The sequence below is a fragment of the Pseudomonas sp. UBA6699 genome, assembly GCF_002454615.1.
Lineage (GTDB): Bacteria > Pseudomonadota > Gammaproteobacteria > Pseudomonadales > Pseudomonadaceae > Aquipseudomonas > Aquipseudomonas juntendi.
In genome coordinates, this window is sequence record NZ_DKJF01000053.1 from 1 (window position 1) to 24,165 (window position 24,165).

Here is a 24,165-nt window from a genome sequence, read left to right on the forward strand (position 1 = left end):
CGCGACACAAGGCCGCCCCTACAGGACGGTGCCGGTTTCACAGGCGCCGCTATCCTTTAGGGGCGGCCTTGTGTCGCGAAAGGGCCGCACAGCGGCCCCAGCGGTCTATCAGGTTGTCACAGCGCTGCAATGCGCGCGTGCTGCTCGGTGAAGTTGGCCAGGGCCTGTTCGGACTCGGCCAGCTTGGCGCGCTCCTTCTCGATCACCGCAGGCGGGGCCTTGTCGACGAAGGCAGCGTTGGACAGCTTGCCACCCACGCGTGCCACTTCGCCCTGCAGGCGCTGAATTTCCTTGTTCAGGCGCGCCAGCTCGGCATCCTTGTCGATCAGCCCGGCCATCGGTACCAGCACTTGCAGGTCACCCACCAGCGCAGTAGCCGACAGCGGTGCCTCTTCGGCATCGCTCAGCACGGTGAACGATTCGACCTTGGCCAGCTTCTTCAGCAAGGCTTCGTTCTCTTGCAGGCGGCGCTGGTCGTCGGCGTTGGCGTTCTTCAGGAACAGCGGCAGCGGCTTGCCCGGGCCAATGTTCATTTCGGCGCGGATGTTGCGCAGGCCGACCATCAGCTCTTTCAGCCATTCGATATCACCTTCGGCGGCAGCATCGATGCGGCTTTCATTGGCCACCGGCCATGGCTGCAGCATGATGGTCTTGCCTTCGATACCGGCCAGCGGTGCGATGCGCTGCCAGATTTCCTCGGTGATGAACGGCATGAACGGGTGTGCCAGGCGCAGCGCCACTTCCAGCACGCGCACCAGGGTGCGGCGGGTGCCGCGGGCGCGCTCGACCGGGGCATTTTCGTCCCATAGCACAGGCTTGGACAGCTCCAGGTACCAGTCGCAGTACTGGTTCCAGATGAACTCGTACAGCGCCTGGCTGGCCAGGTCGAAGCGGAACTGCTCCAGCTGGCGGGTCACTTCGGCTTCGGTGCGCTGCAGCTGCGAAATGATCCAGCGGTCAGCCAGGGACAGCTCATAGGCCTCGCCGTTCTGGCCACAATCCTCGCCCTTGTCCAGCACGTAGCGGGCAGCGTTCCAGATCTTGTTGCAGAAGTTGCGATAGCCTTCGACGCGGCCCATGTCGAACTTGATGTCGCGGCCTGTGGAAGCCAGCGAGCAGAAGGTGAAGCGCAAGGCGTCGGTGCCGTAGCTGGCGATGCCTTCGGGGAATTCGGCCTTGGTCTGCTTGGCGATTTTCTCGGCCAGCTTGGGCTGCATCATGCCGCTGGTGCGTTTTTCCAGCAGGGCGTCGAGGGTGATGCCGTCGACGATGTCCAGCGGGTCCAGCACGTTGCCCTTGGACTTGGACATCTTCTGGCCCTGGCCATCACGCACCAAGCCATGCACGTACACGGTCTTGAATGGAACCTGCGGGGTGCCGTCCTCGTTCTTGATCAGGTGCATGGTCAGCATGATCATGCGCGCAACCCAGAAGAAGATGATGTCGAAGCCCGTCACCAGTACGTCGGTGGAGTGGAACTTCTTGAGGAATTCGGTCTGCTCCGGCCAGCCCAGGGTAGAGAAGGTCCACAGGCCCGAGCTGAACCAGGTGTCGAGCACGTCGTCGTCCTGGCGCAGCACCACATCGGCGCTCAGTTGGTGCTTGGCGCGCACTTCCTGTTCGTTGCGGCCAACGTAGACCTGGCCGGCCTCGTCGTACCACGCCGGAATGCGGTGGCCCCACCACAGCTGGCGGCTGATGCACCAGTCCTGGATGTCGCGCATCCACGAGAAGTACATGTTCTCGTACTGTTTGGGCACGAACTGGATGCGGCCGTCTTCTACGGCAGCAATGGCAGGCTCTGCCAGCGGCTTGGTGGACACGTACCACTGGTCGGTCAGCCAGGGCTCGATCACGGTACCGGAACGGTCGCCTTTCGGCACTTTCAGGGCGTGGTCGTCGATGCTGACCAGCAGGCCCTGGGCGTCCAGGTCGGCCACGATCTGTTTGCGCGCCACGAAGCGGTCGAGGTTGGCGTACTGCGCCGGCAACTGGGTGTCGACCTGCTCGTTGACGCTGCCGTCGAGGTTGAAGGCCTGGGCGTTGGCCAGCACGACGGCATTCTTGTCGAAGATGTTCAGCAGCGGCAGGTTGTGCCGCTTGCCGACTTCATAGTCGTTGAAGTCGTGGGCCGGGGTGATCTTCACGCAGCCGGTGCCGAACGCCGGGTCGCAGTAGTCGTCGGCGATGATCGGAATGCGGCGGCCCACCAGCGGCAGCTCGACGTACTTGCCGATCAGTGCCTGGTAGCGTTCGTCATTCGGGTTGACCGCCACGGCGGCGTCGCCCAGCAGGGTTTCCGGGCGAGTAGTGGCAACCACCAGGTAACCCTCGCCTTCGGCGGTCTTGGCGCCATCGGCCAGCGGGTAGCGCAGGTTCCACAGGTGGCCTTTTTCGTCGTGGTTTTCCACTTCAAGGTCGGAGATGGCCGTGTGCAGCTTGGTGTCCCAGTTGACCAGGCGCTTGCCGCGGTAGATCAGGCCATCTTCGTGCAGGCGCACGAAGGCTTCCTTGACCGCTTCGGACAGGCCGTCGTCCATGGTGAAGCGCTCGCGGCTCCAGTCGACCGACGAGCCCAGGCGGCGGATTTGCCGGCTGATATTGCCGCCGGACTGATCCTTCCATTCCCAGACCTTCTCCAGGAACTTCTCGCGGCCCAGATCATGGCGGTTCTGGCCCTTGGCCTCGAGTTGGCGCTCGACCAGCATCTGGGTGGCGATACCGGCGTGGTCGGTGCCTGGCTGCCACAGGGTGTCGCGGCCTTGCATGCGGCGGAAACGGATCAGGGCATCCATGATCGCGTTGTTGAAGCCGTGGCCCATGTGCAGGCTGCCGGTGACGTTCGGCGGCGGGATCATGATGGTGTAGGACTCGCCTGCACCTTGTGGAGCGAAATAGTTCTCGGACTCCCAGGTGTTGTACCAGGAAGTTTCGATGGCGTGCGGCTGGTAGGTCTTATCCATGCGCGGCGGGACCCTGTGCATTTATTCGGGAAAGCCGGGAAGTATAACCAAGCTGGGGGCCGCAGGCGACAAGCTGCTGACAACTGTCGGAACTGTGTTGCCTGCTGCCACAAGCCCACCACAGGCATTGAGGTCCCTGTAGGAGCGAACATGCCCGCGAAGCAGGCACACCGATGTGCGGTTTTACTCGGAACGCTTGATCAACCGCTCGATGCGCGCATCCAGCCGGCGCTTGATTTCGTTCTCGATATGCGGGGTGAAGTCGTTGATCACGTCCTGCATGATCATCTGCGCCGCGGCGCGCAGCTCACTCTCCAGGTGCAGCAGGGTGTCCTGGCGGCGCGTCTGCGGGTCTTCCTCGGGCGCAGCCGCCTCGGTAACCGGCGCGTCCGGCAACAACGGAAGTTGCTCGACCGTTTCGGTCAGCAGGGGGGGTTGCAGGTCGGCATCGCCGAGCAACTGGCGGATCGACTCAAGGTCGTCGAGCAGGTGAGCCGAGTCGGGCAGGGGGGAGTGCTTGTCCATCGTCGTCAAAGTCGCTGTAAGCGGTGGTCTTGCAGAGCATAGCCCTGTTCACGGTAGAAACGGAATCGCTCTCGCGCCGATTGGCGAATGTCGGGCGCCTCGACGACGATTTCCGCCACCCGCTCGAACTGGCCGACAAAGCCCGGCACGCTGGCGCCCAGGTTGATCAGCAGGTCGTGATGGTCACCGGCGTGTTCCGCCAGGCCCAGGGCCACGCCGGCGTCGGCATGCACCTCGGCCAGGTCGTGGGGCACGAAGGCTTCGCCCTTGAAGCGCCACAGGCGCAGGTCCAGTTCGTCGCGTTGCTCGGCATCCTGGCAATGCAGGTAGACCCGGTGGCCAAGGCGCCAGGCCTTTTCACACAGTTTGCAGGCGAAATCGAGCCGCGCCGACAGCGAGTCGGTAGGCAGAATATAGAAGTCGACTTTGCTCATGGTCGGTATGGCCGGCCGGTGGCGCGCCAGGCACCACCGGCGTCATGGCCTCAGGCGCCAGCGCGGTCCAGCAGGTACTGGGTCAGCAGCGGCACCGGGCGACCCGTGGCGCCCTTGTCCTTGCCGCCGCTGACCCACGCCGTACCGGCGATGTCCATGTGCGCCCAGTTATAGGCCTTGGCGAAACGCGACAGGAAGCAGCCTGCGGTAATGGTGCCGGCCTTCGGCCCGCCGATGTTGCCCATGTCGGCGAACGGGCTGTCCAGTTGTTCCTGGTACTCGTCGAACAGCGGCAGTTGCCAGGCGCGGTCGTCTGCGCGCTTGCCCGCGTCGAGCAATTGCCCGACCAGGTCGTCGTTGTTGCCCATCAGGCCGGAGGTGTGGCTGCCCAGGGCGACGATGCAGGCGCCTGTCAGGGTAGCGACGTCGATCACCGCCTGTGGCTTGAAACGCTCGGCGTAGGTCAGGGTATCGCACAGCACCAGGCGGCCTTCGGCGTCGGTGTTGAGGATTTCCACGGTCTGGCCGCTCATGGTGGTGACGATGTCACCCGGGCGGGTGGCGCCGCCACTTGGCATGTTCTCGGCGCAGGCCAGCAGGCAGACCAGGTTGATGGGCAGTTGCAGTTCCAGCACCGCACGCAGGGTGCCCATGACGCTGGCGGCACCGCACATGTCGTACTTCATTTCGTCCATGCCGGCGCCGGGTTTCAGGCTGATGCCGCCGGTGTCGAAAGTGATGCCTTTACCTACCAGCACGAAGGGCTTGTCGGCCTTCTTGCCGCCCTGGTAGTTGAGCACGATCAGGCGTGGCGGCTGGTCGCTGCCCTGGCCCACGGCGTAGAAGGCGCCCATGCCCAGGTCCTTGATTTTCTTCTCGTCGAGCACTTCGACCTTCAGTGCCTTGTGCGCCTTGCCCAGGTCCTTGGCCTGCTCGGCAAGGAAGCTCGGGTGGCACAGGTTAGGTGGCAGATTGCCCAGGTCGCGGGTGAACGCCATGCCGGTGGCGATGGCGCTGGCGTGCTTCACCGCGCGCTCGACGTCGGCCTGGCCGGCCTTGTCTGCCAGCAGGGTGACTTTTTTCAGTGCGCGCGGCTCGACCTTCTGGCTCTTGAAGCGGTCGAACACGTATTCGCCGTCCTGCAGGGTTTCGGCCAGCAGGCGGTACTTGCCGTAATGGGCATCGCGGTTGCTGACGGCGATATCGTCCAGGGCCAGCACGGCATCGGCGCCGTTGAGCCCCTTGAGCACACCGGCGACGCTGGCGACCAGCTTGCGCCAGGCGCGGTCGCCCAGGGCTTCGTCCTTGCCACTGCCGACCAGCAGGACGCGTTCGGCCTTGAGGCCCGGAAGGTTGTGCAGCAGCAAGGTCTGGCCCGGTTTGCCGGCCAGGTCACCGCGTTTGAGTACCGCGCTGATGGCACCCTCGGTGGCCTGGTCGACGGCCTTGGCCACCGCGCCAAGTTTGCGATTTTCACCGACTGCAATGACCAGGGTGGCGGTTTTTACCGATGCAGCAGCTACGCTTTTTACAACCAGTTCCATGTCAGGGTCCCCGAATGATCGATACAAATGGCGCTGTACATTGCAGCGCTCTGGACGGGCCTGGCCGCGTCGTCGCGCGCCAGCGGAAAAGCTGCCAGTTTGAGCCTGCCGCCCGCGTGCTGACAACCCCGTTATGCGCCTTCACGCGCCGCCAAGTGACAGGCGCAGCCAATCACAGGATAATGCGCGCACTTTACATGGAGGTTCGCCTTTGGCGAACCGGCATTGGTCTTGGATGTACTAAGTCATTGTTTGGCGCCATTGCATGGCAGTCCACCCTGACAACCCAGGAGTGTCTGGTTTGATCGTCTTTCGTTATCTGTCCCGCGAGGTCCTGGTGACCTTGAGCGCCGTCAGCGCCGTGCTGCTGGTGATCATCATGAGTGGGCGCTTCATCAAGTACCTGGCCCAGGCCGCCCAGGGCGTGCTCGACCCGGGCGTATTGTTCCTGATCATGGGTTTCCGCCTGCCGGGTTTCCTGCAGCTGATCCTGCCCTTGGGGCTGTTCCTCGGCATTCTGCTGGCGTACGGCCGCCTGTACCTGGAAAGCGAAATGACCGTGCTCTCGGCCACTGGCATGAGCCAGCAGCGCCTGCTGGGCATGACCATGGCGCCGGCTGCACTGGTGGCGCTGCTGGTGGCCTGGCTGAGCCTGAGCCTGGCGCCACTGGGCGTGGCCCAGGTGCAGCAGATCATCGCCCAGCAGGACACCCTGACCGAGTTCGACACCTTGGTGCCAGGCCGTTTTCAGATGCTGCGTGACGGCTCGCGGGTCACCTACACCGAGCAACTGTCGGACGACCGCGTCAAGCTCGGTGGCGTGTTCATCTCCGAGAAACGCTTCAATCAGGACAAGACCAAGGACCGTGCGCCGTCGGTGCTGGTGGCGGAAAAGGGCCACCAGGAGATCCAGGCCGATGGCAACCGTTACCTGGTGCTGGAAAACGGTTACCGCTACGACGGTAACCCCGGCCAGGCCGACTACCGGGCCATCAAGTACGACACCTATGGCGTGTTGCTGCCCAAGCCGGAAGTGGCCGAGGAAGTGACCGAGCGCGAGGCCATTCCGACCCTCGACCTGTTCGGCAAGACCGACCTGCGCGAACGCGCCGAACTGCAATGGCGGCTGTCATTGCCGATCCTGGTCTTCGTGGTGACCCTGCTGGCGGTGCCGCTGTCGCGGGTCAACCCGCGCCAGGGCCGCTTCCTCAAGTTGCTGCCGGCGATTCTTCTGTACATGGCCTACCTGACAATGCTGATTTCCGTACGTGGCGCCCTGGAGAAGGGCAAGTTGCCGATTGCCTTGGGCATGTGGTGGGTGCACGGGCTGTTCCTGCTCATCGGCCTTGGCCTGATGTACTGGGAGCCATTGCGCCTCAAGCGTGCCGCCCGCCGTGCGGAGGTGGCCCATGGCTAAGCTCGACCGCTACATCGGCCAGAGCGTGCTGCTGGCCATCCTGGCAGTGCTGGGGATCATCCTCGGCCTGGCCTCGTTGTTCGCGTTCATCGATGAGATGGGCGACCTGAGCGACACCTACACGGTGATGCAAGCCGGTTACTACGTCTTGCTCACCGCGCCACGGCGGCTGTACGAAATGCTGCCCATGGCTGCGCTGATCGGCTGCCTGATTGGCCTGGGCAGCCTGGCCAGCAGCAGCGAACTGACCATCATGCGTGCGGCCGGTGTGTCCATCGGGCGTATCGTCTGGGCGGTGATGAAGCCCATGCTGGTGCTGATGCTGGTCGGCCTGCTGATTGGCGAATACGTGGCGCCGGTCACCGAGAACAAGGCCCAGGCTGACCGCTCGCTGGCCCAGGGTGGGGGCGAGGCGCAGAGCTCCAAGCGTGGCATGTGGCATCGCCAGGGCGAGGAGTTTGTGCACATCAACGCCGTACAGCCCAACGGCCTGTTGCTCGGCGTGACCCGCTACCGCTTCGACAGCGAGCGCAAGATCCAGACGTCGAGCTTTGCCCGGCGTGCCCAGTACACCGACGATCACTGGTTGCTCAGCGACGTCAGCACGACCTTCTTCCGCGGGGACCACACCGAGGTGGTGAAGGCCCCCACCGAGCGCTGGGACGTGTCGCTGACTCCGCAACTGCTGAACACCGTGATCCTGGCGCCGGAGTCGCTGTCGATCACCGGCCTGTGGGACTACATCCACTACCTGTCCGACCAGGGCCTGAACAACGCCCGTTACTGGCTGGCGTTCTGGACCAAGGTCCTGCAGCCGATGGTGACTGCGGCACTGGTGTTGATGGCCATTTCATTCATCTTCGGCCCGCTGCGCTCGGTGACCTTGGGCCAGCGGGTGTTCACTGGCGTGCTGGTGGGCTTCGTATTCCGCATCGGCCAGGACCTGCTCGGCCCTTCGAGCCAGGTGTTCGGCTTCCCGCCCTTGCTGGCGGTGGTCATCCCGGCGGGCATTTGTGCCCTGGCCGGTGTGTGGTTGCTGCGCCGGGCGGGGTAATGGCTTGAGCTGGAGATAATGCTTGTCTGTTAAGCGTTACTGGGGCTGCTTTGCAGCCCTTCGCGGGCACGCCCGCTCCCACAGGTTTGGCGCTGAACTCAAGAAATGCGCGATCCCCTGTGGGAGCGGGCGTGCCCGCGAAGGGTCGCAAAGCGGCCCCAAATTACTTAACTGACAGGCATTAACCCTAGGTCGGCTTTTTCATTGGGGCTTTCTATTTCTTCTGTTTCGGCACACGCACCAACTGGCTTTCGGAATAGATGTCATGCCAGCCCCGCTTGCGTTTGTCGATCAGCGCCCAGAAGAAACCCAGCCCCAGGCACAACCACGACGCCATTGACACCACAAAGCGCAGCAGTGCCTGCCACAGGCTGATCGCCGAACCATCTGCGTTCTGTACCCGTACGCCCCACACCTGCATGCCCAGCGTCTGCCCGCCGTGGGTCCAGAACTTGGCGAAAAAGCCGAACAAGGCGAACAGCAGCACCGTGGACAGCAACGGGTCGCCGTCCAGTGCGCCTGCCTCGGTCAGCTCGCGCATGCGGGCTTCGCCAATGATCGCCATCTGGATCATCTTGTAGGCCCCAGCGGTCACGATCAGCAGCGCGGTGCACAACAGGAAGTCGTAGAACATCGCCGCCAGGCGTCGGCCCAGGCCGACCGGCGGAAAATCACCCTGGGGTGTGAGCAAAGGCTTGGACATGCAAAACGGCTCCAGAAGATGAAGCCGCTATTCTACGGGCAAAAAAAAGCCCCTGCACTTGGCAGGGGCTTTTGCAGTCGGGTTCGGCTTAGCTTGCAACCTGGACTTTATCCGCTTGCATGCCTTTCTGGCCCTGCACGGCCTCGAAAGTGACCTTTTGGCCTTCTTTCAGGCTCTTGAAGCCGTTGCCTTCGATTGCGCGGAAGTGCACGAACAGATCCGGACCGCTTTCTGGGGTGATGAAACCGTAACCTTTTTCGTCATTGAACCACTTGACGGTACCGTTCTGACGTTCAGCCATTGTCTTATTTCCTATGGAGCTCGAATTTTGATGACAGTTACTTTCGCACGTTGTGTAAGCGAAAGATTACTGGGCTGGGTTGCAGGAAAGTAAGAGACGTCGAACGGGTTGTAGCAACGCTTGGCTACTGGCCCAGGTCACGAACTATTGCGACCCATGCAAACACAGTGGAATGACTCTACGCCAACTCCCGAGCGAAAAACAAGCCCTCGGCCACGCGGAAAAACGGCCTTTTTTCACGCACCGATCACCATCGTGCAAACGGCATGGTGGCTGGCCTGGCGCCATGTTCAAAAGTTACCGGGCAGGTTTCGGAAACGAATATGCCACGCCTGCCCGCAACCTTTACAAAGCCGATTCACCCACGGTAGTAACGTTGCGCCACGAAAGGCATTTTGCTGACTTTCAAGGCCACCTTCTTGCCACGCACCACGGCAAATAGCGCGGTGTCGATTGCCGCATGTTCACTATCGATATAACCCATTGCAACGGGCGCCCCAAGTGTCGGGCCAAAACCGCCGCTGCACACTTTGCCGACCAGTTTATCGTTGGCATCGACAATGTCCGCGCCTTCGCGTACAGGCGTTCGCTCTTGCGGCAACAGGCCGACACGTTTGCGTGCCACACCGTCGCGCTGCTGGGTAAAGATGGCCTCGGCGCCCGGGAACCCACCCGCACGCTGGCCGTCGGCGCGGCGCACCTTGGAAACCGCCCACAGCAAGCTGGCCTCGACTGGGGTGGTTTCGCTGTTCATGTCGTGGCCATACAGGCACAGGCCGGCTTCCAGGCGCAGCGAATCACGGGCACCCAGCCCGATCGGCTGTACTTCCGGTTCGGCCAGCAGGCGGCGGGCCAAGGCTTCGGCAGCGCCGGCCGGCACCGAGATCTCGTAGCCATCTTCGCCGGTGTAGCCCGAGCGGCTGACGAAGCAGTCTTCGCCCAGCAGTTTTACCCCCCGCAACTGCATGAAGGTCATGTTGGCCACTTCCGGCGCCAGCCGCGCGAGTACATGCGCTGCCGCCGGGCCCTGCAGGGCCAGCAGCGCACGCGCCTCGAACAGCGGCTGCACGTCGCAGGCGTTGCCGATCTGCGCTTGCAGGTGAGCCAGGTCCTGCGCCTTGCAGGCCGCGTTGGCCACCAGGAACAGCTTGTCGTCGCCCAGGTTGGCGACCATCAGGTCGTCAAGAATGCCGCCTTGCGCATCGGTGAACATGGCATAGCGCTGCATGCCCACTGGCAGGTCGATGATGTCTACCGGCACCAGGCTTTCAAGGGCTTTGGCAGCGTTGGCACCGTGCAGGATGATCTGGCCCATGTGCGACACATCGAACAGGCCGGCCTGTTCACGGGTATGCAGGTGCTCCTTGAGGACGCCCAGCGGGTACTGCACCGGCATGTCATAGCCCGCGAACGGCACCATGCGCGCCCCCAGCTCCAGGTGCAAGGCATGCAGTGGGGTCTTGAGCAGTGTTTCGGACATCGGTGACTCCTTGCTTTCGTTAGTGGGTCAACACTCGATGATGTTGACGGCCAGGCCGCCACGGGCGGTCTCTTTGTATTTGCTTTTCATGTCGGCGCCGGTCTGGCGCATGGTGCGGATGACCTTGTCGAGCGACACGTAGTGCTGCCCGTCGCCGCGCAAGGCCATGCGCACCGCATTGATCGCCTTTACCGAGCCCATGGCGTTGCGCTCGATGCAGGGCACCTGGACCAGCCCGCCAATGGGGTCGCAGGTCAGTCCCAGGTTGTGTTCCATGCCGATTTCGGCGGCGTTCTCCACTTGCTGCACACTGCCGCCCATCACCTCGCACAGCGCCCCTGCAGCCATCGAGCAGGCCACCCCGACTTCGCCCTGGCAGCCCACCTCGGCACCGGAGATGGAGGCGTTTTCCTTGTACAGGATGCCGATGGCCGCAGCCGTGAGCAGAAAACGCACCACCCCGTCTTCGCTGGCACCGGGCACGAAGCGCATGTAGTAGTGCAGCACCGCGGGGACGATACCGGCGGCGCCATTGGTGGGCGCGGTGACCACCCGCCCGCCATAGGCGTTTTCCTCGTTCACAGCCAGCGCATACAGGTTCACCCAGTCCAGTACCGACAGGGCATCGCGCAGGCTGGCCTCCGGGTGCCGGCTGAGCTGGCGGTACAGTGCCGGTGCCCGGCGCCTGACCTTGAGCCCACCCGGCAGAATGCCCTCATGCTGGCAGCCGGCTTCGACGCAGTCCTGCATCACTTGCCAGATGCGCAGCAGCCCGGCGCGGGTTTCTGCCTCTGGGCGCCAGGCCTGCTCGTTGGCCAGCATTACCTGGCTGACCGCCAGGTTGTGTGTGGTGCAGTGGCCAAGCAGCTGTTTGGCGGTGGTGAACGGGTAGGCCAGGGCGGTGCTGTCCTCGACAATGCGGTCGTGGCCGGCGGCGGCTTCGTCAACCACGAAGCCGCCGCCCACCGAGTAGTACTCGCGGCTGCGGATTTGAAGGCCGGCGTTGTCGAATGCGCGGAAGATCATGCCGTTGGGGTGGTAGTCCAGTGGCTTGCGGATCATTGCCAGGTGCTGCTTTTCATTGAAGGCAATGGTGTGCTCGCCCAGCAGCTTGAGCTTGCCACTGCTGCGGATCGCCTGCAGGCGGGCGGGGATGCTGTCGGTATCGAGGGTGTCCGGCTGTTCGCCTTCAAGGCCGAGCAACACAGCCTTGTCACTGCCGTGGCCTTTGCCGGTGGCACCCAGTGAGCCATACAGCTCGGCCTTGACGCTGGCCGTTTTGGCCAGCAGGCCATCACGGCGCAGCCCTTCGGCAAACCGCGCAGCGGCGCGCATCGGGCCGACGGTGTGGGAACTGGAGGGGCCGATGCCGATCTTGAACAGGTCGAAGACGCTCAAAGCCATTGCTCGTTCCCTCCAGAAAGAAAAGGCGAGTGCTGCGCACTCGATCGCCGGCAAGCCAGCGCCCACAGGTACGACGTTCCTGTGAGAGCAGGCTTCTTACAGGTGCAGCACAACCCTTGCAGGCAGTGGAGCCCTTGTGGGAGCCGGCGAGCCGGATCAGGCGTCCTGATAGCTCTCGATCGACGGGCAGGCGCACACCAGGTTACGGTCGCCGAATACGTTGTCGACGCGGCCGACCGGTGGCCAGTACTTGCCTTCCACCAGGCCAGGCAGCGGGTACACCGCCTGCTCGCGGCTGTAACCGTGCGCCCATTCGCCAACCAGCTCGGCCGCGGTATGCGGGGCGTTTTTCAGCGGGTTGTCGTCTTTGTCCAGGCTACCGTCCTCGACCGCGCGGATTTCTGCGCGGATCTGGATCATGGCGTTGCAGAAGCGGTCCAGTTCTTCCTTGGACTCGCTTTCGGTCGGTTCGATCATCAGCGTGCCGGCCACCGGGAAGGACATGGTCGGGGCGTGGAAGCCGAAGTCGATCAGGCGCTTGGCCACGTCGTCGACGCTGATGCCGCTGGTGTCCTTCAGTGGGCGCAGGTCGAGGATGCATTCGTGTGCTACCAGGCCATTGCCGCCGCTATACAGGACAGGATAGTGCTCTTCCAGGCGGCGGGCGATGTAGTTGGCGTTGAGGATCGCCATCTGCGACGCACGCTTGAGGCCGGCACCGCCCATCATGCGGATGTACATCCAGGTGATCGGCAGAATGCTGGCGCTGCCGAACGGCGCGGCGCACACCGCACCCTGGGTATTTTGCAACTGCGCATGGCCGGGCAGGAACGGCGCCAGGTGCGACTTGACGCCAATCGGGCCCACCCCCGGGCCGCCGCCACCGTGCGGAATGCAGAAGGTCTTGTGCAGGTTCAGGTGCGACACGTCGCCGCCGAACTTGCCCGGCGCGCACAGGCCGACCATGGCGTTCATGTTGGCGCCGTCGATGTACACCTGGCCACCGTTGTCGTGAATGATCGCGCAGATTTCGCCGATCGCTTCCTCGAACACGCCGTGGGTCGATGGGTAGGTGATCATGATCGCGGCCAGGCGCTCGCGGTGTTCGATGGCTTTGGCGCGCAGGTCCTCGACATCGACGTTGCCGCGGGCGTCACAGGCGGTAACCACCACCCGCATGCCGGCCATGTTGGCGGTAGCGGGGTTGGTGCCGTGGGCAGAGGAGGGAATCAGGCAGATGTCGCGGTGGCTTTCGCCACGGCTGCGGTGGTAGGCACGTATGGCCAGCAACCCGGCGTACTCGCCCTGCGAGCCGGCGTTGGGCTGCAGCGACACGGCATCATAGCCGGTAGCAGCGCACAACATTGCTTCCAGCTCGGTGGTCATCTGCAGGTAGCCCTGGCTTTGCTCGGCCGGCGCAAAGGGGTGCAGGTTGCCGAACTCGGCCCAGGTCACCGGGATCATTTCGCTGGCTGCGTTCAGCTTCATGGTGCAGGAGCCCAGCGGGATCATGCTGCGGTCCAGCGCCAGGTCCTTGTCTGCCAGGCGGCGCAGGTAGCGCATCAGTTCCGTTTCGCTGTGGTAGCGGTTGAATACCGGGTGTTGGAGGATGGCCGACTGGCGCAGCAGGGCCGCGGGCAGCAGCGAACCGGTGCTGGCAGCCAGCGCGGCGAAGTCAGGCAGGGGCTGGTTGCCAGCGAACAGTTGCCACAGGGCCTGCACGTCAGCCTGGGTGCTGGTCTCGTCCAGCGACAGGCCCAGGTGGGCGGCGTCGACCTGGCGCAGGTTGATACCTTGGGCGCGGGCCTGCTCATGCAGGCTGGCAGTGGCGGTGCCGGTGGCCAGGGTCAAGGTGTCGAAGGCTGTTGCACCGACCACTTGCAGGCCCAGGCGGTTCAGGCCGGCTGCCAGAACCGCGGTCAGCGCCTGGGTGCGCTCGGCGATGCGCTTGAGGCCGGCCGGGCCGTGGTACACGGCGTACATGCTGGCGATATTGGCCAGCAGCACCTGGGCGGTGCAAATGTTGCTGGTGGCCTTCTCGCGGCGGATGTGCTGCTCGCGGGTTTGCATGGCCAGGCGCAGGGCGGTCTTGCCGAAGCGATCGATCGACACGCCGACCAGCCGGCCTGGCATGTCGCGCTTGAAGGCGTCACGGGTGGCGAAGTAGGCCGCGTGTGGGCCGCCGAAGCCCAGGGGCACGCCAAAGCGCTGGGCGCTGCCGATGGCCACGTCGGCATCGAACTCACCCGGTGGGGTCAGCAGGGTCAGGGCCAGCAGGTCGGCTGCCACGGCGACCAGCGCGTTGGCGGCATGGAAGCGCTGCACCACTTCACGGTAGTCGAACACCTCGCCATTGCTGGCCGGGTATTGCAGCAGCGCGCCGAAGAAGGCACTGGCATCGCCCAGCTCGCGTTCGTCGCCGACCACCACGTCGATGCCCAACGGCTCGGCGCGGGTGCGCAGTACGTCCAGGGTTTGCGGGTGGCAGTGCACCGACGCGAAGAAGCTGTGGCTGGCCTTGTTCTTCGACAGGCGCTTGCAGAAGGTCATGGCCTCGGCTGCGGCGGTCGCTTCGTCGAGCAGCGAAGCGTTGGCGATCGGCAGGCCGGTGAGGTCGCTGATCAGGGTCTGGAAGTTCAGCAACGCTTCCAGGCGGCCCTGGGATATTTCCGGCTGGTAGGGCGTGTAGGCGGTGTACCAGGCCGGGTTTTCCAGCAGGTTGCGCAGGATGGGGGCCGGGGTGTGGGTGTTGTAGTAGCCCTGGCCGATGAAGCTTTTGAACAGCTGGTTCTTGCCGGCGATGGCCTTGAGTGCTGCCAGCGCGTCGGCTTCACTCTGGCCGTCGTGCGCGCCGAGCACGCTGGTGCCCTTGATGCTGTCGGGGATGACCGCCGCGGTCATGGCGTCCAGCGATTCGAAACCGAGGGCGGCGAGCATGGCCTGCTCGTCGGCGGTGCGCGGGCCGATGTGCCGGGCGATGAATTCGTTGGCGGTGCTGAGGTTGATGGTCATGGCGCAGTCCTCAGGCTTCAGCGTTGGCTTTGATCAGGCGGTCATAGGCGTCCTGGTCGAGCAGGGCGCTGACTTCGCTGATGTTGGCCGGGGTGAAGCGGAAGAACCAGCCTTCGCCCATCGGGTCTTCGTTGACCAGCTCCGGGCTTGAGTCGAGCTGTGCGTTGACTGCAACCACCTCGCCGGTCAGGGGCATGTACACGCCGCTGGCAGCTTTCACCGACTCGACGGTGGATGCTTCGCTGCCTTTCTCGTACTGCTGCAACTCGGGCAGTTGCACGAACACCACATCGCCAAGGGCGTTCTGGGCGAAGGCGGTGATGCCCACGGTGACACTGCCATCGGCTTCGACGCGCAGCCATTCGTGATCTTCGGTGAAACGCAACTCGCTCATGCGGAATCCTCGGGCGTTGGGCGCGGTGTGCCCGCGCTCTTGGGTCGGGATTCCCATAGCAATAATGCGGCCAATTTCAAAAAAGGCTTATAAAACAATAAGTTAAATTTTTATTGAGGCGCTCGATTTTTGGCGGTGGAACGAAAACGCTACATCGCACGCGGGTTGAAAAAGCGTTTCTCTATCAAACCCTTGTGTAACCGCATGCGTACACCGATGTAGCGTTTTCCATACGGTGTAATCAAAGCGTTACAGTGCCGCGACGCCTGTTTGGCACGTTACTGCCAACCCCATAGTCGGGCGACGCCACAGGTACGGTAAAGGGCATCAACCTGCCATGAACAGCGGCAGTGCCAGATAGAGTTTGATCACGATGACATTGATGATGTCGATGAAGAACGCCCCCACCATGGGCACCACCAGAAAGGCAATGTTCGAAGCGCCGTAGCGCTGGGTCACTGCCTGCATGTTGGCAATGCCAGTGGGCGTGGCCCCCAGGCCAAATCCGCAATGGCCGGCAGCCAATACCGCTGCATCGTAATTGCGACCCATCACCCGGAACGTCACGAAAATTGCGAACAGCGCCATGATCAGTGTCTGTGCGGCCAATAATGCGAAGAACGGCAAGGCCAGCGCTGCCAGGTCCCATAGTTTGAGCGACATCAAGGCAATGGCCAGGAACAGCGACAAACTGACATTGCCCAGTACCGAAACTTCCCGTTCGAACACACGGTAGAAGCCGAATGCGGATAGCCCATTGCGCAGCAATACACCCACGAACAGCACACACACAAACGTCGGCAGTTCGAATGCAGTTCCTTTGAGTGCGCCATTGAGCAAAGAACCGGCAAGCAGGCTTACCGCAATCAGCGCCAATGTTTCTACAAATGAAAACGATGTTATCAGGCGCTCTTTGTCAGGCCGCTCGAAACCCTGGGGCAGTTGCGGCAGTTCCTCATCGGCCCCCGGCGTTTTCACCCGCTTGATCAGCAGCCGGGCAACCGGCCCGCCGATCAGGCCGCCCAGCACCAGCCCGAAGGTGGCCGAGGCCATCGCCAGTTCCGCAGCCGAGGCCAGGCCGAACTTTTCGCTGAACGTGGCGCCCCAGGCGGCGCCGGTGCCGTGGCCGCCGGACAGGGTGATCGAACCGGCCAGCAGGCCCATCAATGGGTCCAGCCCCAATGCCGAGGCCAGGCCGATGCCCATGGCGTTCTGCACCAGCAACAGGCTGGTGACCACCAGCAGGAAGACCACCACCACACGGCCGCCTTTTTTCAGGCTGGCAAAGTCTGCGCTCAAGCCGATGGTGGCGAAGAAGGCCAGCATCAAGGGTGTTTGCAGTGAGGTATCGAACTGCACCTGCACATCGAAACTGCGCAACGCCAGCAGGGCAAAGGCGACGACCAGGCCACCGGCAACGGGTTCCGGAATATTGTAGACGCGCAACAAACCAATCCGTGCAACCAGCCCGCGCCCCAATAACAGGACGAGAGAGGCGGCTACAAGTGTCCCGTAAAAATCGAGTTGAAACATCAGGTGCTCTCGTTATATCCAGTAGCGAACCACGCTCCGCACTTGGGCGGATCAGTGGGATGACAAGTGGCAATACACCGTCACCATTCTACGAGGCATATGTGGGAGAGTATCTTTCACGCGCGTAGGAAAGGTCTGAACAACTACCGGGTTATTGCAACGACTATCAGCCTTTGCCGGGTATTCCATATTTACGCAAGCGCTGGGCAATGGCGGTGTGCGAAGTGTGCAAGCGCGCAGCCAGTTGCCGGGTGGAGGGGTAGCTGGCGTACAGACGTTGCAGCAGCTCACGCTCGAAATCGCCCACGGCTTGCTCCAGGCTGGCCACTTCGCCATCTTGCCCGCGCGCCACCGAGGTGCCGGCGATGTCCAGGTCATCGATGTCCACCAGGTTGCTTTCGCAGATGGCCGCCGCACGGAAAATCACGTTCTGCAGTTGGCGCACGTTGCCCGGCCACGGGTTGGCCAGCAGCGCCGAATGGGTGGCCGGGGTCAACCGGCAGGCTGGGCGCTGGATCTGCGTGCAGGCCTGCTGCATGAAGAAGTGCGCCAGCATCAGGATGTCCTGGCCGCGGTCGCGCAGGGGCGGTACCTGCAGGTTGAGCACATTCAGGCGGTAGAACAGGTCTTCGCGGAAGCTGCCTTCGGCCACCATGCGCTCCAGGTCGCGGTGGGTGGCGCTGATGATGCGCACATCGACCTTCACTTCGCGGTCGCCGCCCACCCGGCGGAAGCTGCCGTCACTGAGGAAGCGCAGCAGCTTGGCCTGCAGGTACGGTGACATTTCGCCGATCTCATCCAGAAACACCGTACCCTGGTTGGCCAGCTCCATCAGCCCCGGCTTGCCGCCGCGTTGCGCGCCGGTGAAGGCGCCGGGTGCGTAGCCGAACAGTTCGCTCTCGGCCAGGCTCTCGGGCAGGGCGGCGCAGTTCAGCGCCAGGAACGGTGCCGCCTGGCGGCTGCTGATGGCATGGCAGGCGCGGGCCACCAGCTCTTTGCCGGTGCCGGTTTCGCCATGCACCAGCAGCGGCGCATCGAGTGCGGCAACGCGCATGGCGCGTGCTTTGAGGGTACGGATGGCCGGTGACTCGCCCAGCAGGGCGTCGAAGCCCTCGGCGTGGTCGTGGTGCAGGGCCGACAGGCGTTCGCCCATGCGCGATGGCGGGTAAAGCGTCAGCAGGCCACCGGCGTTGGTAATGGGCATGGCATCGAGCAGCAGGCTGTGGCCGTTCAGTTGCATCTCGCGCATGGGCAGGTGGAAGTTGTTGTCCAGAAGCGCCTGCAGCAGCCCGGCGTCGCCGAACAGCTCGCCCACCGAGCGCCCGGCCGATTCGCGGCCGCACAGCTCGATCAGCGCCGGGTTGGCCAGCAACACCTTGCCGGCGCTGTCCACGGCCAGGACCGGGTCGCTCATCGCTGCCAGCAATGCATCCAGTTGCAGGTGCCGACGTTGCCCGGGAAGGATGTCGACCACGTCCACCGACTGAACCCCGTGCACTTCGAACAGTGCGTCGTGCAGCTCTTCGAGCACCGCGGGGCTGAGCGTCGGGGCGTCGATGTAGACGTTCGGCGGGACCATCTCCACGGCGTCCAGGTTGAGGTTGCGGGCACCGAGCAGGGCTAGCACTTCCTGAGTGATGCCGACGCGGTCGATGAAGCTGACGTGGATGCGCATGGGGACGTAGAGGGTGGTGGCCGGGGAGGGCGGTAGTATGCCTCAACATCGCCGGGGCTGCCTTGCAGCCCCAAACTTGTGAAAATCACTCCAGGTGTTCTCGCTTGATCGGGTCGCCCGACTTCACATCCAATTTTTCGCGAATGTCCGCGAACATATGGTCATAGAGCTTGTGCGGTGAACTCAGGTTTTCGAATTTCTTCGGCGACGGCAGGTACGCTTGCGCCCTGCGCGTCAGCAGCATGAGAAAGCTGGGCAGGGCCTGGTCCTTGGGCAGGAAGAACGCTTCATCGACTGCCTTGCCTTCGATGCTGCCATGCATGCGGAACTGAATGCCTCTACCTTCCTTGGGGTCCGACACTGCCTCGTATTCGATGTTCAGGTCATAGCTGTGGTCATCTTTGTTCAGCGCAATGCGCTCGATGTGTACATGACCGGGGTGGTACTGGGCCATGGAAAGCTCCTTGGGAAGGTCGAAAATGACGGGCCGCGCAGGCCCGCCCACTGCATTCAACGGTAGCTGATCCCCGGCTTCGCGGTCGAAACCCGGGTGCCGGCTGTGCCTTTGACAATTTCCTCGATGTTTTCCAGCGAACTGATCACTGCCACCTTGCCGGTATGGCGGGCAAAATCACAGGCGGCCTGCACTTTCGGCCCCATGGACCCCGCGGCAAAACCCAGCCGCTGCAGTTCGTCGGGGTGCGCTTGGGCGATGGCTTTCTGCGTAGGTTTACCCCAGTCAATGTACGCCGCATCCACGTCGGTGGCGATGATCAGAAGGTCGGCTTCCAGTTGCTCTGCCAGCAGCGCCGAGCACAGGTCTTTGTCGATGACCGCCTCCACCCCTTTGAGCTTGTGGTTTTCATCGTACAGGGTGGGGATGCCGCCGCCGCCCGCGCAAATCACGATGCTGCTCTTTTCCAGCAGCCACTTGATCGGGCGGATTTCAAAGATGCGCTTGGGTTTCGGGCTGGCCACCACACGTCGGTACTTGTCGCCGTCAGGCTTGACCACCCAGCCCTTCTCGTTGGCCAGGCGCTCGGCCTCGTCTTTGCTGTAGACCGGGCCGATGAACTTGGTCGGGTCCTTGAAGGCCGGATCGTTGGCGTCGACTTCAACCTGGGTCAGCAAGGTCGCGAACGGCACTTCGAAGGCCAGCAGGTTGCCCAGCTCCTGCTCGATCATATAGCCGATCATGCCCTCGGTCTCGGCGCCCAGCACGTCCAGCGGGTAAGCCTCGTCCGGTTTGTAGGAAAGGCCCTGCAACGACAGCAGGCCGACCTGCGGGCCGTTACCGTGGGCAATGACCAGCTCGTTGCCGGGGTGGATCTTGGCGATCTGTTCGGCGGCGGTGCGGATATTGGCACGCTGGTTGTCAGCGGTCATGGGTTCGCCGCGGCGCAGCAGGGCGTTGCCGCCCAATGCAACAACGATACGCATGGGGAATGTCCTTTTGAGGTGGGCTTGGGGGTGCAAGCGGCAAGCGGCAAGTTGCAAGTTGCAAGTTGCAAGTCGCAAGTCGCAAGCAGAAGCAGGCCGGTGTGATCAGCTGCTTTCAGCTTTCAGCTTTCAGCTTTCAGCTTGCCGCTTGCCGCTTGCCGCTTTCAGAGGTCAGCCAGGGTCGAAACCAGGATCGCCTTGATTGTGTGCATGCGGTTTTCCGCCTGCTCGAAGGCAATGCAAGCGGGCGACTCGAATACGTCGTCGGTCACTTCGATGCCGTTGGCCAAGTCCGGGTACTGTTCGGCAATCTGCTTGCCCACCTTGGTTTCGGAGTTGTGGAACGCCGGCAGGCAATGCATGAACTTGGTGCGGGGGTTGCCAGTGGCCTTCATCAGTTGCGCATTCACCTGGTAAGGCTTGAGCAGCTTGATACGCTCGCCCCAGGCCTCGATCGGTTCACCCATCGATACCCACACGTCGGTGTGCACGAAGTCCACGCCCTTGACCGCGGCCAGCGGGTCTTCGGTCAGGGTGATACGCGCGCCACTTTCTTCTGCGTACTGCTTGCAGCGCTCAACCAGGTCCTCATGTGGCCACAGCGCCTTGGGCGCGGCGATGCGCACGTCCATGCCGAGTTTGGCGCCGATCAGCAGCAGCGAGTTGCCCATGTTGTTGCGCGCATCGCCCAGGTAGGCGTAGCTGATGTCGTGCAACGGCTTGTCGCTGTGCTCGCGCATGGTCAGCACGTCGGCGATCATCTGGGTAGGGTGATACTCGTCGGTCAGGCCGTTGAACACCGGCACCCCGGCGAACTTGGCCAGCTCCTCGACGATTTCCTGCTTGAAGCCACGGTATTCGATGGCGTCGTACATGCGCCCGAGTACGCGGGCGGTGTCCTTCATGCTTTCCTTGTGGCCGATCTGCGATGAGTTGGGGTCGATATAGGTGACATTGGCACCCTGGTCGTAGGCCGCCACTTCGAAGGCGCAGCGGGTGCGGGTGGAGGTTTTTTCGAAGATCAGGGCAATGTTGTTGCCCTTCAGGTGTTGCTGTTCGGTGCCGGTGTACTTGGCGCGCTTGAGGTCGCGGGACAGGTCCAGCAGGTAGCGCAACTCGCGCGTGGTGTGGTGTTCCAGGCTCAGCAGGTTGCGGTTGTGAATGTTGAACGCCATGACTTTTCTCCTTGGGTAGGGTGAACGCACCGGCCGCCGCTGGGTAAGCGCGGCCGGGGTAATGGGCGTTAGTAATCGATGGGGTCACGAATGATCGGGCAGGTCATGCAGTGGCCGCCGCCCCGGCCCCGGCCCAGTTCGCCGGCGCTGATGGTGATGACCTCGATGCCAGCCTTGCGCAGCAGGGTGTTGGTGTAGGTATTACGGTCGTAGCCGATGACCACGCCTGGTTCGAGGGCCACCACGTTGTTGCCGTCATCCCACTGTTCGCGTTCGGCGGCGAAGCTGTTGCCGCCGGTTTCGACCACCCGCAGCTTGACCCCGAGCTGTTCGCCGACCACGTCGATGAACGACTTGTTCACGCGGCGCACGTCCATGCCATACGGCTTGCTTTCGTCCGGGCGAATGATGAACGGCACGATTTCCTTGACCACTTCCGGGAAGACCGTGACCAGGTCGCGGTCGCAGAAACTGAACACGGTGTCCAGGTGCATGGCGGCGCGCGACTTGGGCAGGCCGGCGACCACCACTTCCCTGACCGCACCGTGGGCGAACAGGCTCTGGGCCAACTGACCGATGGCCTGGCGCGAGGTGCGCTCGCCCATGCCGATCAGCACCACGCCATTACCGATCGGCATCACGTCGCCACCCTCGAGCGTGGCGTTGCCGTGGTCCTTGTCCGGGTCGCCATACCACACCTGGAAGTCGGCGCTGGTGAACGCCGGGTGGAATTTGTAGATGGCGGTGGTGAGTAGCGTTTCCTGGCGCCGTGCTGGCCAGTACATCGGGTTCAACGTGACGCCGCCGTAGATCCAGCAGGTGGTGTCACGGGTGAACTGGGTGTTGGGCAAAGGTGGCAGGATGAAGCTGGAGTGCCCCAGGTAGTCGTTGTACATCTTGACCACTTCGGCGCCTTCGCTCTGCGGCAGGTCCTGGCCGGCCACGCCGCCGATCAGGAATTCGGCCAAGTGGCGCGGTTCGAGACCTTCCAGCCAGCTGCGCACTTCATTGGTCAGGCCCACGCCGACGGTATCGGCGGTGATCTTGCGGTCCAGAATCCACTTCAGCGCTTCCGGTTGCTGCACGATGTCGGTCAGCAGGTTGTGCATTTCCAGCACATCCACGCCACGCTCACGCATCTTGGTGACAAAGTCGAAGTGGTCACGCTTGGCCTGGTCGACCCAGATCACATCGTCGAACAGCAGTTCGTCACAGTTGCTCGGCGTCAGGCGCTTGTGCGCCAGGCCCGGTGCGCACACCATGACTTTGCGCAGCTTGCCGGCCTCGGAGTGCACACCGTACTTCTGTTTTTCAGCGGACATGGTTTCATTCCTCCAATGGGACGAAAGCGTGGTCAAAGGGTCAGGAAGCCGTCGTACAGGCCATAGGCTGCCACCAGGGCGCCGATCACCACGGCGGCGAAGATCAGCTTTTCCACGTTGGTGAAGATGGGTTGGCCCACTTCACGCTTGGCCTTGGCGAACAGGATCGCGCCAGGGGCGTACAGCAATGCCGACAGCAGCAGGTATTTCACACCGCCGGCGTACAGCAGCCAGATGGCGTACAGCAGGGCGATAGCGCCGATGATCAAGTCTTTCTTGCGTTCGGCCAGGGCCTGCTCATAGGTTTCGCTGCGCAGCGCCAGCAGGAAGGCGTAGGCCGCCGACCACAGGTAGGGCACCAGAATCATGGAGGTGGCGAGGTAGATCAGCGACAGGTAGGTGCTGCTGGAAAACAGCGTGATCACCAGGAAGACCTGCACCATGGCGTTGGTCAGCCACAGCGCATTGGCCGGTACCTGGTTGGCGTTCTCGCGGCGCAGGAATGCCGGCATGGTGTGGTCCTTGGCGGCGGCGAACATGATTTCGGCGCACAGCAGCACCCACGACAGCAAGGCCCCCAGCAACGAGATGATCAGGCCGACACTGATCAGTACCGCCCCCCAGTGGCCGACCACATGCTCCAGCACGGCGGCCATCGACGGGTTCTGCAGCTTCGCCAGTTCCGGTTGGGTCATGATGCCCAGCGACAGCACATTGACCAGTACCAGGAACAACAGCACGGTCACGAAGCCGATGACCGTGGCCTTGCCCACGTCGGCGCGCTTTTCGGCGCGTGACGAGAAGATGCTCGCACCCTCGATACCGATGAACACCCATACGGTGACCAGCATCATGTTGCGGACCTGGTTCATCACACTGCCCAGTTCGGGCGTGCCCCGGCCCCAGATGTCGGCGGTGAAGATGTCCAGCTTGAAGGCGAACAGGCAGATCAGGGCGAACAGCACCAGCGGCACCACCTTAGCCACGGTGGTCACCAGGTTGATGAACGCCGCTTCCTTGATGCCGCGCAAGACCAGGAAATGCACGGCCCATAGCAGTAGCGAGGCGCCGATGATGGCGGCTGGCGTGTTGCCCTCGCCAAAGACCGGGAAGAAGTAGCCCAGGGTGCTGAACAGCAGCACGAAGTAGCCGACGTTGCCCAGCCAGGCACTGATCCAGTAGCCCCAGGCCGAAGAAAAGCCCATGTAGTCGCCAAAGCCGGCCTTGGCGTAGGCATAAACCCCGCCATCGAGGTCTGGTTTGCGGTTGGCCAGGGTCTGGAACACGAAGGCCAGGGTCAGCATGCCCACGGCAGTGATGGCCCAGCCGATCAGTACCGCGCCAACCCCTGCGCTGGCCGCCATGTTCTGCGGCAGGGAGAATATGCCGCCGCCAATCATCGAGCCGACCACGAGTGCAACTAATGCACCGAGTTTCAATTTTCCGGATGAATCAGACATTTAACAACTCCTGCCAGGAGAAAGTTGACGACAGCATAAATCCGCCGTCTCAGCCATTCGCTGACGTGGGTCAGGTCATGGTGCCGTGAAGTAGGAAAAAACCTTCACGGTGCTCCTGGAGTGTGCCGACATCTCAAGCTGCAGGCCTTGCGCACTGGCACCTCCATGTCATTCTAGAGCAAACGCTCTGTTCAACCTGCGATGCTTGACGCTAGTCGCTTTCGCGGCTTTCGCCACTTTTTTACGCATATTTCGAGTTTTATCACTTTCTTTTCCAGTGACTATCTAGCTGCTAGTTTTTACAGAATCTATTTATAGATAAAACTGTT

General features: G+C 62.8%; 19 protein-coding genes. 2 read left to right on the top strand and 17 right to left on the bottom strand.

Annotation, left to right across the window (positions count from 1 at the left end; all coding sequences use genetic code 11):
• Positions 1-116: 116 nt before the first annotated feature.
• From B3361_RS10130 to B3361_RS10145, 4 genes are all read right to left on the bottom strand, one after another.
• On the bottom strand, positions 117-2,963 hold the full coding sequence (locus B3361_RS10130; protein WP_029886779.1) for a valine--tRNA ligase: 2,847 nt from the start codon (positions 2,961-2,963) through the stop codon (positions 117-119).
• Between the two features lie 183 nt (positions 2,964-3,146).
• On the bottom strand, positions 3,147-3,488 hold the full coding sequence (locus B3361_RS10135; protein WP_009687043.1) for a hypothetical protein: 342 nt from the start codon (positions 3,486-3,488) through the stop codon (positions 3,147-3,149).
• A gap of 5 nt (positions 3,489-3,493) precedes the next feature.
• Positions 3,494-3,922 (bottom strand): DNA polymerase III subunit chi, encoded by a 429-nt coding sequence (locus B3361_RS10140; protein ID WP_009687042.1) that lies wholly within the window; start codon positions 3,920-3,922, stop codon positions 3,494-3,496.
• Positions 3,923-3,972: 50 nt separating this feature from the next.
• Positions 3,973-5,466 (bottom strand): leucyl aminopeptidase, encoded by a 1,494-nt coding sequence (locus tag B3361_RS10145; protein ID WP_009687041.1) that lies wholly within the window; start codon positions 5,464-5,466, stop codon positions 3,973-3,975.
• 301 nt (positions 5,467-5,767) lie between these two features.
• Between B3361_RS10145 and lptF the strand changes: the two genes are divergently transcribed.
• Together lptF and lptG are read left to right on the top strand one after the other, a co-directional pair.
• Positions 5,768-6,883, top strand: a complete 1,116-nt coding sequence (gene lptF, locus B3361_RS10150; protein WP_029886778.1) for an LPS export ABC transporter permease LptF — start codon at positions 5,768-5,770, stop codon at positions 6,881-6,883.
• On the top strand, positions 6,876-7,937 hold the full coding sequence (lptG, locus tag B3361_RS10155; protein WP_029886777.1) for an LPS export ABC transporter permease LptG: 1,062 nt from the start codon (positions 6,876-6,878) through the stop codon (positions 7,935-7,937). Before lptF ends, lptG begins: the two co-directional genes overlap by 8 nt.
• A 214-nt stretch (positions 7,938-8,151) precedes the next feature.
• Here the strand turns inward: lptG and B3361_RS10160 are convergent, their stop codons facing one another.
• The 13 genes from B3361_RS10160 to arcD form a co-directional block, all read right to left on the bottom strand.
• The gene (locus B3361_RS10160) at positions 8,152-8,640 is read right to left on the bottom strand and encodes an RDD family protein (RefSeq protein WP_286920196.1); all 489 of its coding nucleotides are present in this window, start codon (positions 8,638-8,640) and stop codon (positions 8,152-8,154) included.
• Positions 8,641-8,728: 88 nt separating this feature from the next.
• On the bottom strand, positions 8,729-8,941 hold the full coding sequence (locus tag B3361_RS10165) for a cold-shock protein (protein ID WP_054905899.1): 213 nt from the start codon (positions 8,939-8,941) through the stop codon (positions 8,729-8,731).
• Between the two features lie 358 nt (positions 8,942-9,299).
• Positions 9,300-10,421, bottom strand: coding sequence for a glycine cleavage system aminomethyltransferase GcvT (gcvT, locus tag B3361_RS10170; protein WP_286920197.1), 1,122 nt, complete (start codon positions 10,419-10,421; stop codon positions 9,300-9,302).
• Positions 10,422-10,448: 27 nt separating this feature from the next.
• The gene (locus B3361_RS10175; protein WP_054881587.1) at positions 10,449-11,825 is read right to left on the bottom strand and encodes an L-serine ammonia-lyase; all 1,377 of its coding nucleotides are present in this window, start codon (positions 11,823-11,825) and stop codon (positions 10,449-10,451) included.
• 156 nt (positions 11,826-11,981) lie between these two features.
• A complete protein-coding gene (gcvP, locus tag B3361_RS10180; RefSeq protein WP_029885503.1) occupies positions 11,982-14,837 on the bottom strand; it encodes an aminomethyl-transferring glycine dehydrogenase in 2,856 nt (951 codons plus the stop codon).
• 10 nt (positions 14,838-14,847) lie between these two features.
• Positions 14,848-15,231, bottom strand: a complete 384-nt coding sequence (gene gcvH, locus B3361_RS10185; protein ID WP_009687031.1) for a glycine cleavage system protein GcvH — start codon at positions 15,229-15,231, stop codon at positions 14,848-14,850.
• Positions 15,232-15,558: 327 nt separating this feature from the next.
• The gene (gltS, locus tag B3361_RS10190; protein WP_286920198.1) at positions 15,559-16,764 is read right to left on the bottom strand and encodes a sodium/glutamate symporter; all 1,206 of its coding nucleotides are present in this window, start codon (positions 16,762-16,764) and stop codon (positions 15,559-15,561) included.
• Positions 16,765-16,930: 166 nt separating this feature from the next.
• Positions 16,931-18,439 (bottom strand): sigma-54-dependent transcriptional regulator, encoded by a 1,509-nt coding sequence (locus tag B3361_RS10195; protein ID WP_029885501.1) that lies wholly within the window; start codon positions 18,437-18,439, stop codon positions 16,931-16,933.
• Positions 18,440-18,524: 85 nt separating this feature from the next.
• Positions 18,525-18,893, bottom strand: a complete 369-nt coding sequence (locus B3361_RS10200) for a DUF5064 family protein (RefSeq protein ID WP_054905896.1) — start codon at positions 18,891-18,893, stop codon at positions 18,525-18,527.
• Between the two features lie 56 nt (positions 18,894-18,949).
• Positions 18,950-19,879: a carbamate kinase gene (arcC, locus tag B3361_RS10205; protein WP_009683385.1), complete on the bottom strand. Its 930-nt coding sequence runs from the start codon at positions 19,877-19,879 to the stop codon at positions 18,950-18,952.
• Between the two features lie 164 nt (positions 19,880-20,043).
• Entirely contained in the window at positions 20,044-21,054 is a 1,011-nt protein-coding gene (locus B3361_RS10210; protein WP_009683386.1) for an ornithine carbamoyltransferase, read from the bottom strand.
• 68 nt (positions 21,055-21,122) lie between these two features.
• Positions 21,123-22,376, bottom strand: a complete 1,254-nt coding sequence (gene arcA, locus B3361_RS10215) for an arginine deiminase (RefSeq protein WP_009683387.1) — start codon at positions 22,374-22,376, stop codon at positions 21,123-21,125.
• Positions 22,377-22,408: 32 nt separating this feature from the next.
• The gene (gene arcD / locus B3361_RS10220; protein WP_009683388.1) at positions 22,409-23,836 is read right to left on the bottom strand and encodes an arginine-ornithine antiporter; all 1,428 of its coding nucleotides are present in this window, start codon (positions 23,834-23,836) and stop codon (positions 22,409-22,411) included.
• Positions 23,837-24,165 lie beyond the last annotated feature (329 nt).